Raw genomic sequence first — 12,602 nt, 5'->3', positions numbered from 1 at the left:
CGAGCCGACACCGGAGAACGTGATTCTCGTTATCGGACCGAACGATCAGGAGGCGGTGCTAGATCATTGCGCGGTGGACGCCCTGCGGCTCGCCACCGAGTTCGGTCAGAGCTGACGACGCGAAGATCGAGCCGGGCACGTGGATGGCGTGCGTCAGGCCGACGTGGGCGTCTCGCCAGAACCGCTGCATCGGGAACTTCAGGTGCATCGCACCGCCGCCGGCGCGCGCGAAGACCTCGTCGACTGCGCGCACTGCTCGCCATGCCGCAGAAACCTGGGTACGACGGCCGATGGCACGCTCCTCGAAGGACACCTCCTGGCCCTTCTCCGTCTTGTCCCAGAAACGGTCGACGGTCTCGAGGATCGACACTCGCGACGCGTTGATCTCGGCGGCTGCGTCACCGATCGCGTAGAGGACATACGGATCCTGCATGATCGGGATTCCGGTGACCGCGACACGTTCCTTCTGGGCTGCCATGTAGCAGGCGAGCGCCCCTTCGGCGATTCCGATCAACGAGGACGTGATGCCGAGCGGGAAGATGCCCGAGAACGGGAACTTGTACAGGGTCTCGTCGCGGCCGGCGTGACGCCAGCCGTTGCCGCTCATCACGATGTCGGCGTCGAGCGTACGGTGCGCAGGCACGAACGCGTCCTTGACGACGAAATCCTTCGAGCCCGTCCCGCGTAGACCGACGACATTCCAGCTGTCCTGGTCGATCTCGTAGTCCGAGCGCGGCAACAACACGTGCATGATCCTGTTGGTGCGGTTGCCGTCCGCGTCGCCGACCGCAGCGCCGATCATGACCCACCCGCAGTGGTCCGTACCGGACGAGAAGGACCACCGTCCGTTGAGGATGTAACCACCGTCGACGGGAATTGCGACGCCCATGGGGGCGTACGGCGACGCCATCCACATATCCGGGTTCTCGCCCCAGATCTCCTCCTGCGCCTTCGTGTCGAAGAACGTCAACTCCCACGGATGGACACCGACGACGCCGGCGACCCAGCCGGTCGCGCCGTCCATCGCCCCGATCGCCATCACCGTCTCGGCGAACTCACGTGGGTGGCACTCGAGCCCGCCGAACTCCTTCGGCTGCAGCATGCGGATGACGCCGGCGTCACGTAGGCGCTTGGCGTTGTTGTCCGTCAGCCGCATGAGCTTGTCGCCCTCGGCACCCTCGGCGCGGATCTCGTCCGCGAACTGCATGATGGTATCCAGAACCTGACCCATTGGTTTCCAGCTTTCTGCTCTCTGACGACTCTGCGACTCTCTGACGACCCTGCGCCGACTCTGCGGCGACGTCTGTTCATTCTTACGGCCTCATCGCCTGCGATTCAGGACATTCGACGCAGCAATCGAGACCACACCGATCCTGTCCGAGATGTGCCAATTTTCCGGTACTGGCCCGTAGCGACCACCGGCGGCGGTATAACCCTGGCCAAACAGCCATGCAGCAACACGCTGCCCTCCACACCGTGACAGGGGAGATTCATGAGCGATAGCCGGACGAACCGAGGTGCGACTCGGGGAGTTTCACATGTCTCACGCCGCCGATTCCTTGCGGGCGCGGGCCTGACCGCGGGGGCACTCATGCTCTCGTCGACGTCGACCGCGGCCTCAGCGTCCCCCCGCCGCGCCCTCTCGGACGGCGACCGGGTGCCGGCCCTCGTCATCGGCAGTGGCTACGGCGGTGCCGTTGCTGCACTGCGCCTGACACAGGCCGGCATTCCCACGCAGGTCGTCGAGATGGGGCGTAGCTGGGACACACCCGGCTCGGACGGCAAGATCTTCTGCGGGATGCTCAACCCGGACGAGCGCTCGTTCTGGTTGGCCGATAGGACCGACGCGCCGGTCAGCAACTTCATCGGCTTCAACATCAACAGAAACATCGACAGGTACGTCGGCGTCCTCGACTCCGAGCGGTTCTCCGGCATCAAGGTCTACCAGGGTCGCGGCGTCGGCGGCGGCTCGCTCGTCAACGGCGGCATGGCCGTCACCCCGAAGCGCGACTTCTTCGAAGAGATCCTGCCGTCGGTCGACCCGAACGCGATGTACAACACGTACTTCCCGCGGGCGAACACGGCTCTGGGCGTCAACCACATCGACGAGGACTGGTTCGAGTCGACGCCCTGGTACAAGTTCGCGCGTACCGGCCGCACGACCGCTCACCGATCCGGCTTCACAACGACTTTCGTACCCAACGTGTACGACTTCGAGTACATGAAGCAGGAGGAAGCAGGCCAGGTCCCTGCATCCGGACTCGACGGCGAGGTCATCTACGGCAACAACGCCGGCAAGAAGTCACTCGACAAGACCTACCTCGCACAAGCCGCGGCCACGGGCAAACTGACGATCACCGCGCTGCACAAGGTCACCGGGGTCGCGCCTGCTTCCGGTGCCGGCTACGACGTGACCATGGAGCAGATCGACGAACGGGGCAACGTCATTGCCACCAAGGTCGTCACCGCGGACCGGGTGTTCTTCGCCGCCGGTAGCGTCGGCACCAGCAAGCTACTCGTCTCGATGAAGGCGCAGGGGCATCTGCCGAACCTGTCGTCGCAGGTCGGCGAGGGCTGGGGCAACAACGGCAACATCATGTTCGGCCGCGCGAACCACATGTGGCACCCCACCGGATCCAAGCAGGCCACCATTCCCGCGATGGGTATCGACAACTGGGCGGATCCGGCCGCGCCGGTCTTCGCCGAGATCGCTCCCCTGCCCGCCGGCTTGGAAACCTACGTCAGCCTGTACCTGGCCATCACCAAGAACCCCGAACGTGCTCGGTTCCAGTTCAATTCGAGCACCGGCGCGGTCGATCTCTCGTGGGCCGCGTCCCAGAACCAGGTGGGCATCGACATGACCAAGAAGGTCTTCGACAAGATCAACAGGAGGGAGGGCACTATCTACCGGACGGACCTGTTCGGCGTCTACAAGAGGTGGGGCGACAACTTCACGTACCACCCGCTGGGCGGCTGCGTGCTGAACGAGGCGACCGACAACTACGGTCGACTCTCCGAATACCCCGGCCTGTACGTCGTCGACGGATCCCTCGTTCCCGGCAACGTCGGTGTCAACCCGTTCGTGACGATCACCGCGCTGGCCGAGCGGAACATGGAGCAGATCATCTCCGCCGATCTCTAGAGGGCGGGTCGTCCGCGTTCCCATCTGAATCCTCTGGCGCGTTATCCCCGGGGGGATATCCGCTTGTGCGATATTCCCCTGGTACCGATGGGAACGCGGACGTGGACGTTCTGCGATAGTCTCTACCCATGCTCGACCGCGTGTCGCAGCGATCTCCCGGACGGGTCCCGTCCACCCTCTCTCCACATCGGGGCGACGAGCAGTCGAGTCGACTGGGACGGGTCGACGATGAAGGAGAGGTCATCGCAATGTCCGAACGCTCGAGCTATACCGTGGGGACACCCAGTTGGGTGGATCTGCAAACGCCGGACCAATTGGGGGCCAAGGACTTCTACGCGGACGTGTTCGGTTGGTCCTACCACGATCTGTCGAACCCCGACGGATCGGTGTATTCGATTGCGATGCTGCGCGGCGAGCGGGTCGCCGCGATTGCCCCGTTACCCCCTGGTTCGTCACCGGTTGACACTCCGCCCACATGGAACACCTTCATCACCGTCGACGACGTCGATGCGGCTACGGCGAGAGTGGCACCGGCTGGAGGGAAGCTGATCCTCCAGGCGTTCGACGTCGGCGACGCCGGGCGAATGGCTTTCGTCGCCGATCCGACGGGTGCCGAAGTCGGCTTGTGGCAGGCCCGCGAACACGTCGGCGCGACGCTGGTCAACGAGACGGGCACCCTGATCTGGAACGAACTCGTCACCGACCGTCCCGAGACCGCACTTGCCTTCTATGAGTCGGTCGTCGGGTTGGGTTCGGCCCCGATGCCCGGACCGGGCCACTACACCGTCCTGCAGGTGAACGGCGACGGGGTGGGTGGATGCGCCAAACCACCACGGCCGGAGGTACCCAACCACTGGCACGTCTACTTCAGCGTCGACGAGACGGACGCCGCCGTCGAGAACATCATTGCCAAGGGCGGAGCGTTGATGGCGGACCCCTACGACTTGCCCAGGCTGGGCCGGATGGCAGTGCTGTCGGATCCTCAGGGCGCGGTGTTCAGCGTGATGCAGTCCGAACCTGCTCCGTGAACCGGAGGCGCCGGACTCCGCGAGTTCTTCACCCACCACAGTGAGAAGTTAGGAGAGTGCGATGCCCGATTTCACGATCAATCGTCAGATTCAGGCTCCGGTGGAAAAGGTGTGGAGCGTACTCAACGACTTCGGAAACATCGCCCGATGGAACCCCGGGGTCAAGCGATCCGCACTGACATCCGACGGGCCTGTGAGTGAGGGAACGACCCGGCACTGCGATCTCGCACCCCTCGGCGGCGTCGAGGAACGGATCGACACGTACATCCCGAACGAACGTATGACGGTGAATCTCTACGAAACGTACAAACTGCCGATCTCCGGCGGCGTAGCCGATTTCAACATCGCGCCGCACGACTCCGGCACGGAATTGACACTTCACTACAGCTACACGCCGAACCTGTTGGGCCGTGTGGCAAAGGGTTCCACCGACAAACAGCTACGCAAGGGCATCGGCGGATTGGCCGACGCCCTCAAAGAAGAGAGCGAAAAAGAGAGCGAACGAGACAACGCCGGCTGATCGGCCGGCGCCGCAGATGGTCTAGAAGAGGGTCAAGTCGGGTTCCGGCTCGGGCGCCTTCGGCTTGGCCTGCGGTGACGGCAGATCGAAGCCGCGCCACGGGACCGCGGTCTCCGGCGCCGCGGCGACGGCCCGCGCGGCCTCACCGGCCAGCTTGTCCGCCATCTCGTTGAAGTAGTTACCGACGTGACCACGCACCCAGCGAAACCGCACCGGACCGGGACGCTCGGTGATCGCACGGTCGATGCCCTGTATCAGCTCGAGGTTCTGGACCGCCCCTCCCGACGCGGTCTTCCACCCCCTGCGCTTCCATCCTGGTAGCCACTCGGATGCGCACTTGATGGCGTACTGGGAATCCGACTCTATGAGCAGCGCCTCCGAGCCGGGGTGCGCGACGATCGCCTCGATCAGTGCCCTCAGTTCGGCGACCTGATTGGTGCCGGAGACCTCACCGCCGGACATGCTCGGGCCTGCGTGATTGACCCATGCCCACCCGATGGCTCCACCTGGGTTCTTCAGACACGATCCGTCGGTGCTCACGGTGATCATGACTTCGGACAATACGGGGCCGCCACAGCCCTCGTCGGGCAGGTCGGGGATAGGCTGCCCGAGATGACCGGTACCGCTCCGACAGTGCAGCTCGAGATTGACACGAAGAGTCCAGTGGACCTTTCGACAACCTTGTCGCCGCTGGGCCGCGGACGGTTCGACCCTTGTCACCGGCGCGAGCCCGACGGAACCATCTGGCGTACCTCCCTGCTGCCCTCGGGGCCAGTCACCTACCGGCTGCGTCAACTCGGCCCCCGCGCCGTCGACGCCAGAGCGTGGGGCCCGGGCGCCGGGGGATTCGACACGTTCCTGCCCGGCCTGCTCGGCGAGCACGACGCGGGCGGCGCCGCGTCCTTCGCGCCCGAACATCCCAAGCTCGTCGACGCCCACCGCCGTTTTCCGAACCTGCGGATCGTGCGCACCGCGCGGGTCATGGAGGCGTTGGTGCCGGCGATCCTCGAACAGCGCGTGCACACGGTCGCAGCGCACGCGTCGTGGCGGCGGCTGGTCACGAAGTTCGGCTCACCCGCACCGGGACCCGCCCCGGACGGAATGCGTTGCCCCCCAACCGCAGAAGGGTGGCGACGCATCCCGTCGTGGGAGTTCCACCGTGCCAACGTCGACCCGGGGCGGGCCAAGACCGTCGTCGCCTGTGCCCGCGCCGCGGACAGGCTCGAGGAGATCGTCGACATGGACCGCCAGTCGGCGCATCGCCGTCTGCGGGCGATTCCCGGCGTCGGGGTGTGGACCGCCGCCGAGGTCGCCCAGCGAGCACTCGGTGACGCCGACGCGCTGTCGGTCGGCGACTTCCACCTCGCCTCGATCGTCGGGTGGACCCTCCTCGGACGGCCCCTCGACGACGCTGCGATGGTCGAATACCTCGCCGACCTGCGCCCGCACCGGTATCGCGCGATCCGTCTGCTGGAGGTGAGCGGACAGGCCCGGAAACCCCGGTTCGGGCCCCGCACGCCGCTCGTCGATCATCGCTGGCACTGACCGACGAACTCGGCGAGGTCGGCGATCCCCGTCAGCCCTTGGGGCCGCCCGCCACGTAGATCACCTGTCCCGACACGAAGCCTGCGCCCTCACTGACCAGGAACGACGCGGTGTGCGCGATGTCCTCGGGGACACCGATCCGGCGCACCGGGGTCTCGGCTGCCACGGACGCCTTGAAGTCCTCGAACGAGACCCCAATCCGCTCGGCCGTCGCCGCGGTCATCTCGGTGACGATGAAGCCGGGCGCGATCGCGTTCGCGGTGACCCCGAACGGGCCGAGCTCGACCGCGAGCGTCTTGGTCAGTCCCTGCATACCCGCCTTGGCCGCGGAGTAATTCGCCTGACCGCGGTTCCCGAGCGCAGAGGTGCTGGACAGATTGACGATCCGCCCCCACTTCTGCTCCACCATGTACTTCTGCGCGGCCCGCGAGAGCAGGAAGGCGCCGCGCAGGTGGACGGACATCACCGCGTCCCAATCATCGACGCTCATCTTGAACAGCAAATTGTCCCTGGTGATCCCGGCGTTGTTGACGACCACGGTCGGTGCACCCAACTCGTCGACGATCCGAGCGATTGCGGCCTCGACCCCGGCTTCGTCGGACACGTCCGCGCCCACTGCGAGGGCACGGCCACCGGCTTCACGGATCGAGTCGACCGTTTCGGCACACGCCGATTCGTCGAGGTCGAGCACCGCAACCCCGAGGCCGTCGGAGGAGAGCCGCTTCGCGATCGCGGCGCCGATCCCCCGCGCCGCGCCCGAGACCACCGCCACCCGTTGGTTGCCGTCCACCTGGTTGCCGTCCACCACTGCCACTCCTCCGCCGTCCGTGCCATCCGCTATGCCTACGGCGAGGCTACGCGGGCCGGTCCACGATCAGGACAGGGAGACGGAGGAGACGGAGGAGACGGGCGAGATCGTGGCAACGATGTGGTCGATCGCGCCGTCCTCCATCTCGAAGGTCTCGTCGATCTCGACGGTCATCAGCGTCACCGACCCGATCCCCGCGTCGAGCAGGTACGTGGTGTGGACGGTGTCGCCGGACTCGGTCATCTCCAAGTCCCGCACCCCCTGGATCACCCGGTACTGGATGCCGTTGTTCAAATCGTTCGTCAACTGTTCCCCGCTGAATCCCGTCTGGATGCCGGCTTCGATGCGGGTGGCGTCCGGTGTGAATCGAACATCGCTTGCGTCGTGGCTGACGAGGGCGTCTATGTAGGCTCGGGCCATCGCTTCGTTGGGGGTGTCGTCCGGGTTCGGGACGGCCCAGGCGGCGGCGGGGACTGCGACGGCCACCGCCGTTGCAGCGAGTAGGGACAGGGTCGACATCTTGGCGATACGCATGCTGCATCGTAACTAAAACGTGTTCTTGTTGGCGGGCCGATATCGTCGAGCACTCCGCGCCCGGCAGAGCCCCCTGCAGAGTTCGCGGAAATCGGGTAGTAAGGCCGGGTAGACAGAAGTCATCGGATGATGGGACGATTCGAATCGTCGCGACCGCCCGAGTCCTGATCGGTGCGACACCAGGGTCTGGTCGTGGCCTCACGAACACAGCAGCGGAGGACAGACTACCTCGACCTTTCGACATCCAAGAGTGCCACCTGCATGATGGCCATCGGCCCTGCCCCCCGAAGAAATCGACGACGAGCGGGGTCGGAATCCCTCCGGAATCTACGCATCGCCCGGCAGTAAATCTGCGTCAGGTCACTTACCTCGGGTGAAGGGATCGAATGGGAGCTGGAGAAGATGCACAACAGCACGACGCTCGACCGTCGCGAACGAAACAAACGCCAGACCCGTGGACGACTGCTGGCCTCCGCCAGCGGGTTGTTCGCCGAGCAGGGCGTCGACGGTACGACCGTCGAGGACATCGCGGACGGGGCCCACGTTTCGCGGGCAACCTTCTTCAACTATTTCCCCAGCAAGGACGAGCTGCTGGCAGACTTGCACACCAGCCACATGGACGCGCTGGCCGGCGTGATCGACGACCTTCTCACCCAAGACCTGACGACGGGAGACCGGATCGTCCGCCTATTCGACGACTTCGTGCAGACCGCGAAGGATCTGCCCGGGTACCTGCGCGTGGTGACTGGTGAACAACTGCGCGACCTCGCGTCGCCCGAGGTCAGCGTCGAGCGCACCGAACACTTCAACGAACAGATTTTGCGCATCCTCGAGCCCGGCATCGAATGTGGCGAGGTCCGCACGGACTACTCGCCGATGTTCCTCGCGGAAATGGTCTCAGCGATCTACACCTCGACGATCCGCTGCTGGCGTCAGGACCGGGGCTACGACCTCGAGGACGGGTTCGGGAAGGCGGCTCGCTACGCCGCCGAATCCGTGACGCCTCGACCCTGATCGCACACTTCCGAACCTCATGCTCGAGCGTGGCCGGGCGGCTGCGTGCCCCCTGCGGCGGGCAGGACGCGGGCACGGACCTCGCCGAAGCCGATGCGTCCGCCACCCGAGCCGGGGGCGGTCGCCGAGATCGAGATCTCGTCGCCATCCTCGATGAACATGCGCGGCTCACCATCGACGACGACGGGTTCGGCGCCGTTCCAGGTCAGCTCGATGAAGGCGCCCCACTGATCCTTTCTCGCACCGGAGACGGTGCCGGAGCCCAACAAGTCGCCGGTGCTCACGGCCGCGCCGTTGACGGTGATGTGCGCGAGCATCTGCGCCGGCGACCAGTACATCTGGCCGTAGGGCGGACGGGAGACGACGTCGCCGTTCCACTCGACCTCGAGGTCGATGTCCAGGCCCCACTTCTCCTCGCCCCGCAGGTACGGCAGCGGAGTCGGATCCTGCACTGGGGTGTCGATACGCGCTGCCTCGAGCGCCTGCAGCGGAACCACCCACGGGGAGATGGAGGTAGCGAAACTCTTGCCGAGGTTCGGGCCCAGCGGGACGTACTCCCAGGCCTGGATATCGCGTGCCGACCAGTCGTTGAGGACCACGGCACCGAAGCAGTGCTCGGCGAACTGGTCCGTGGTGATCGAGCTGCCCATCGATGAGCCGACACCGACGATGAAGCCCATCTCGGCTTCGATGTCCAAGCGGACCGACGGCCCGAACGTGGGGGCGGCGGCGGTCGGTGCCTTGCGCTGACCGCAGGGGCGCACGATGTCGGTGCCCGAGACCACGACAGTGCTCGACCGGCCGTGGTAGCCGACCGGGAGGTGCTTCCAGTTCGGCATCAGCGGAGCCGAACCCGGTCGCAGCAGCTTGCCGAGGTTGGTCGCGTGGTTCTCCGAGGCGTAGAAGTCGACGTAGTCGGCCACGGTGATCGGCAGATGCATCGTGACGTCGTCGACGGCGAACACCGACTCCTCGTCGATCTCGCCCGACACCAGCTCGGTGATCTGTGCACGGGCCGCAACCCATCGATCGCGACCCTGGGCCATGAACGGGTTGAGCGTCGGCTGGGCGAAGACGGCAGCCTCAGGATCGCCCAGCGCCTTCGCCAGATCGACGACGCTGTCGCCGACGCGCACCCCGACCCGCCTACCCTCGTCGGCGGTCGAGAACACGCCGTAGGGCAGATTGTCGATGCCGAACAGAGAATCGGCTGGAATCGAGATAACGGTCACTTGCTCGGCCCCCGCCGGGACCACGACCAGGCGTAGGCCTCGTCCTCGCACGAGAGCGCACCCTCACCGAGTTCGAGCGGACGGAACGTGTCGACCATGACCGCAAGCTCGTCGAAGAACTCGACACCGATGCTGCGTTCGTACGCTCCCGGCTGCGAACCGTGGGCGTGGCCACCGGGGTGGATCGAGATGGAGCCCTGGCCGATACCCGAACCCTTGCGTGCCTCGTAGTCGCCACCGCAGTAGAACAGAATCTCGTCGGAGTCCACGTTCGAGTGGTAGTAGGGCACCGGGATCGCCAGCGGGTGGTAGTCGACCTTGCGAGGCACGAAATTGCAGACGACGAAGTTGGTGCCTTCGAACACCTGGTGTGACGGCGGCGGCTGGTGCACGCGGCCCGTGATGGGCTCGAAGTCGGAGATGTTGAAGGTGTAGGGGTACAGGCAACCGGCCCAGCCGACGACGTCGAACGGGTGGTTCGCGTACACCATGCGGGTGCCGACGATCCGGCCCGCGGCGCGATGCTTGACCAGCACCTCGACATCGGTGCCCTCGGCGACGAACGGCTCGGTGGGTCCGTGCAGATCGCGCTCGCAGTACGGCGCGTGCTCGAGGAACTGGCCGAAGCGGGACAGGTAGCGCTTGGGCGCAGCGATGTGGCCACTTGCCTCGATTATGTACGCACGCAACGGTTCCGGCCCTCGAGAAACCCAGCGATGGGTGGCCGACATCGGGATCAGAACATAGTCACCCTGGTGTGCGCGCAGTGCACCGAACACGGTCTCGACGATCGCCTCACCCGACTCGACGTAGACGACCTCGTCACCGACCGCGTTGCGGTACAGCGACGAGTCCCTGGCGGCGACCACGTACGAGATACGCACGTCGGCGTTGCCGAGAATCAGCCGGCGGCCGGTGACCACGTCGGTCTCCGCCCAGGTCTCCTCGCGGAACAGCTCGTGAAGCTTCAGGTGCCGGGGCTTGAGCGGATAGTTCGGTGTCGTGGTCTGGTCACGCAGTTCCCACACGGTCGAATCGACGATGGCCGACGGGATGTGGCGGTGGTACAGGAGCGAAGAGTCGGACGTGAAACCCTCCTCGCCCATCAGCTCCTCGAAGTACAGCTGACCGTTCTCGTCTCGGTGCTGGGTGTGACGCTTCGGCGGGACATTGCCGAGCTGTCGGTAGAACGCCATGACCTGCCCTCCTGACGTGATCCAACCCGGTTCGCTCCGGGCTGTGGTCGTCACCGTCGGTGGAACTGCGGTGCGGCCGCGGCCTCACGGCCACCAACCATCTCGTGCTAACAAACAGCGTAAGTCGCGGCCGGTGGCGGATGTGCAGCACGGAAGGCCTCGGACGATCCACCCCATTCGGGGTATTCGTCGACTACGTCGGTCTGCGATCCTGGGGCCGCTCCCCGGGGCCACGTTTCGACAGGTGCAGCGCCGCGATACGACGTCCATCCATCTCCCTGACGGTGAGCCGGTGGCCGTCGACTTCGACCACGTCCCCGAGTCGTGGAATCCGTTGCAGGCGGTGCAGCACGTATCCGGCGATCGTCTCGTACGGCCCGCCGGGAACCATTGTCCCGGTGTCCTTCTCGAAGTCCTCGACGAGGAGTAGACCGTCGATCTCCCATTCCTGCCCATCCCCGTCGACGGCATCCGATTCGGTCAGCGGGGCGAACTCGTCGCCGATCTCGCCGACGACCTCCTCGACGATGTCCTCGAGTGTCGCGATGCCCGCGGTACCCCCGTACTCGTCGACGACGAGGAGTATCTGCGCGCTGCCACGACGCATCAAGGCCAGGGCTGCGAGTGCCGGCTTGGATCCGGGCAACGCGAGGATCGGCCGGCACAGATCCACGACGGTGGCGATCCGGGCCGGATCGGCGAGTTGGAGATCACGGACGTGGACGAAGCCGACGACGTCGTCGAGAGAGGTGCCGACGACGGGGAAACGGCTGTGAGCCATCGCCAGGGCCTCTTCCTGTGCCTTGCGGACCGGGGTGTCCGCGGCGAGGAAGTCCACCTCGGTCCGTGGCCGCATCACCTCGTTGAGGGTCCGTTGGCCGACGTCGAACACTTCCGCGAGCACGCGACGCTCCTCGTCCTCGATCCCACGCTGACCGAGGACCAGTTCCCGCAGCTCGGCGAGGGTCATCTCCTCCCTCTTGCGAGATGGGTCCTCGCCGAGAAGACGAACGAGCGCGTTGGTCGAGACCGACAGCAGCCAGATCACCGGACGGACGAGCGTCGCGAAGCGGTCCAACGGCGGCGCCGTCACCAGCGCCACCCCGCTGGCGTTCTGCAGAGCTATGCGCTTGGGCACGAGCTCACCCAGTACCAACGACAAGTACGCGATCACGAGAGTGGTAGAGATCAGGGCCACTACGTCCGCAGCCCCGACCGACATCCCCCATCCCTGCAATGTGGGGGCGATGCTCGGGGCAAGCGCCGCGGCGCCGTACGCCGCGGAGAAGAAGCCGGCGACTGTGACGCCGATCTGCACCGAGGAAAGGAAACGGTTCGGATTTCGAGCCAGACCAGCCGCCCGCGCACCCCGGCGACTGCGATGCGCGAGGGCGTGAATCTGACCCTCCCGCAGCGACACGAGGGCGATTTCGGTCGCCGCGAACACCCCGCCTGCCAGGATGAACGCCACGACGAGAAAGAGGTCCAGGAGCGTGTCGCCAGTCACGGCCAACACCGCCGATTCATGCGCCGGTGGCGGTTCATGTCCCTTTCACCTCGCCGAACGCAGCTGCGTCCACACC

At 65.7% G+C, this 12,602-nt stretch carries 12 protein-coding genes; 5 read left to right on the top strand and 7 right to left on the bottom strand.

The window, feature by feature from the left end; translation table 11 throughout:
- Positions 1 to 58: 58 nt before the first annotated feature.
- Positions 59 to 1,231 (bottom strand): acyl-CoA dehydrogenase family protein, encoded by a 1,173-nt coding sequence (locus EF834_RS13195; RefSeq protein ID WP_127947658.1) that lies wholly within the window; start codon positions 1,229 to 1,231, stop codon positions 59 to 61.
- Positions 1,232 to 1,492: 261 nt separating this feature from the next.
- Here EF834_RS13195 and EF834_RS13190 point away from each other — a divergent pair, with 261 nt between their 5' ends.
- The 3 genes from EF834_RS13190 to EF834_RS13180 all read left to right on the top strand — a co-directional run bounded on the left by EF834_RS13190 (position 1,493) and on the right by EF834_RS13180 (position 4,690).
- Positions 1,493 to 3,142 (top strand): GMC oxidoreductase, encoded by a 1,650-nt coding sequence (locus EF834_RS13190; protein WP_127947657.1) that lies wholly within the window; start codon positions 1,493 to 1,495, stop codon positions 3,140 to 3,142.
- 248 nt (positions 3,143 to 3,390) lie between these two features.
- Entirely contained in the window at positions 3,391 to 4,170 is a 780-nt protein-coding gene (locus EF834_RS13185) for a VOC family protein (protein ID WP_127947656.1), read from the top strand.
- Positions 4,171 to 4,231: 61 nt separating this feature from the next.
- Positions 4,232 to 4,690: an SRPBCC family protein gene (locus tag EF834_RS13180; RefSeq protein WP_127947655.1), complete on the top strand. Its 459-nt coding sequence runs from the start codon at positions 4,232 to 4,234 to the stop codon at positions 4,688 to 4,690.
- 21 nt (positions 4,691 to 4,711) lie between these two features.
- Here EF834_RS13180 and EF834_RS13175 read toward each other — a convergent pair whose 3' ends face one another.
- Positions 4,712 to 5,239, bottom strand: a complete 528-nt coding sequence (locus EF834_RS13175) for a ribonuclease H family protein (protein WP_127947654.1) — start codon at positions 5,237 to 5,239, stop codon at positions 4,712 to 4,714.
- Positions 5,240 to 5,302: 63 nt separating this feature from the next.
- On the opposite strand from EF834_RS13175, the gene EF834_RS13170 reads away from it, so the two are divergent.
- The gene (locus EF834_RS13170; RefSeq protein WP_127947653.1) at positions 5,303 to 6,235 is read left to right on the top strand and encodes a DNA-3-methyladenine glycosylase family protein; all 933 of its coding nucleotides are present in this window, start codon (positions 5,303 to 5,305) and stop codon (positions 6,233 to 6,235) included.
- Positions 6,236 to 6,266: 31 nt separating this feature from the next.
- Here the strand turns inward: EF834_RS13170 and fabG are convergent, their stop codons facing one another.
- Positions 6,267 to 7,025 (bottom strand): 3-oxoacyl-ACP reductase FabG, encoded by a 759-nt coding sequence (fabG, locus tag EF834_RS13165; RefSeq protein WP_127947742.1) that lies wholly within the window; start codon positions 7,023 to 7,025, stop codon positions 6,267 to 6,269.
- Between the two features lie 84 nt (positions 7,026 to 7,109).
- Positions 7,110 to 7,577, bottom strand: coding sequence for a hypothetical protein (locus EF834_RS13160; RefSeq protein ID WP_127947652.1), 468 nt, complete (start codon positions 7,575 to 7,577; stop codon positions 7,110 to 7,112).
- Between the two features lie 402 nt (positions 7,578 to 7,979).
- On the opposite strand from EF834_RS13160, the gene EF834_RS13155 reads away from it, so the two are divergent.
- Positions 7,980 to 8,591: a TetR/AcrR family transcriptional regulator gene (locus EF834_RS13155; RefSeq protein WP_127947651.1), complete on the top strand. Its 612-nt coding sequence runs from the start codon at positions 7,980 to 7,982 to the stop codon at positions 8,589 to 8,591.
- Positions 8,592 to 8,608: 17 nt separating this feature from the next.
- On the opposite strand, the gene fahA is transcribed toward EF834_RS13155, so the two are convergent.
- The 3 genes from fahA to EF834_RS13140 form a co-directional block, all read right to left on the bottom strand.
- Complete coding sequence (gene fahA / locus EF834_RS13150) at positions 8,609 to 9,823, bottom strand: fumarylacetoacetase (protein ID WP_127947650.1); 1,215 nt, start codon at positions 9,821 to 9,823, stop codon at positions 8,609 to 8,611.
- A complete protein-coding gene (locus tag EF834_RS13145) occupies positions 9,820 to 11,019 on the bottom strand; it encodes a homogentisate 1,2-dioxygenase (RefSeq protein ID WP_127947649.1) in 1,200 nt (399 codons plus the stop codon). The genes fahA and EF834_RS13145 overlap by 4 nt, the downstream gene beginning before the upstream one ends.
- Positions 11,020 to 11,212: 193 nt before the next feature.
- Entirely contained in the window at positions 11,213 to 12,526 is a 1,314-nt protein-coding gene (locus EF834_RS13140; RefSeq protein ID WP_127947648.1) for a hemolysin family protein, read from the bottom strand.
- Positions 12,527 to 12,602 lie beyond the last annotated feature (76 nt).

This window comes from Rhodococcus spongiicola (assembly GCF_004011835.1).
GTDB classification, from domain to species: domain Bacteria; phylum Actinomycetota; class Actinomycetes; order Mycobacteriales; family Mycobacteriaceae; genus Prescottella; species Prescottella spongiicola.
This window is presented reverse-complemented; position numbering and strand designations above follow the sequence as displayed.

Coding starts and splice junctions, on each gene's coding strand:
- EF834_RS13195 (WP_127947658.1), bottom strand. CDS start 1,231: ATGGGTCAGGTTCTGGATACCATCATGCAGTTCGCGGACGAGATCCGC.
- EF834_RS13190 (WP_127947657.1), top strand. CDS start 1,493: ATGAGCGATAGCCGGACGAACCGAGGTGCGACTCGGGGAGTTTCACAT.
- EF834_RS13185 (WP_127947656.1), top strand. CDS start 3,391: ATGTCCGAACGCTCGAGCTATACCGTGGGGACACCCAGTTGGGTGGAT.
- EF834_RS13180 (WP_127947655.1), top strand. CDS start 4,232: ATGCCCGATTTCACGATCAATCGTCAGATTCAGGCTCCGGTGGAAAAG.
- EF834_RS13175 (WP_127947654.1), bottom strand. CDS start 5,239: ATGATCACCGTGAGCACCGACGGATCGTGTCTGAAGAACCCAGGTGGA.
- EF834_RS13170 (WP_127947653.1), top strand. CDS start 5,303: ATGACCGGTACCGCTCCGACAGTGCAGCTCGAGATTGACACGAAGAGT.
- EF834_RS13160 (WP_127947652.1), bottom strand. CDS start 7,577: ATGCGTATCGCCAAGATGTCGACCCTGTCCCTACTCGCTGCAACGGCG.
- EF834_RS13155 (WP_127947651.1), top strand. CDS start 7,980: ATGCACAACAGCACGACGCTCGACCGTCGCGAACGAAACAAACGCCAG.
- EF834_RS13145 (WP_127947649.1), bottom strand. CDS start 11,019: ATGGCGTTCTACCGACAGCTCGGCAATGTCCCGCCGAAGCGTCACACC.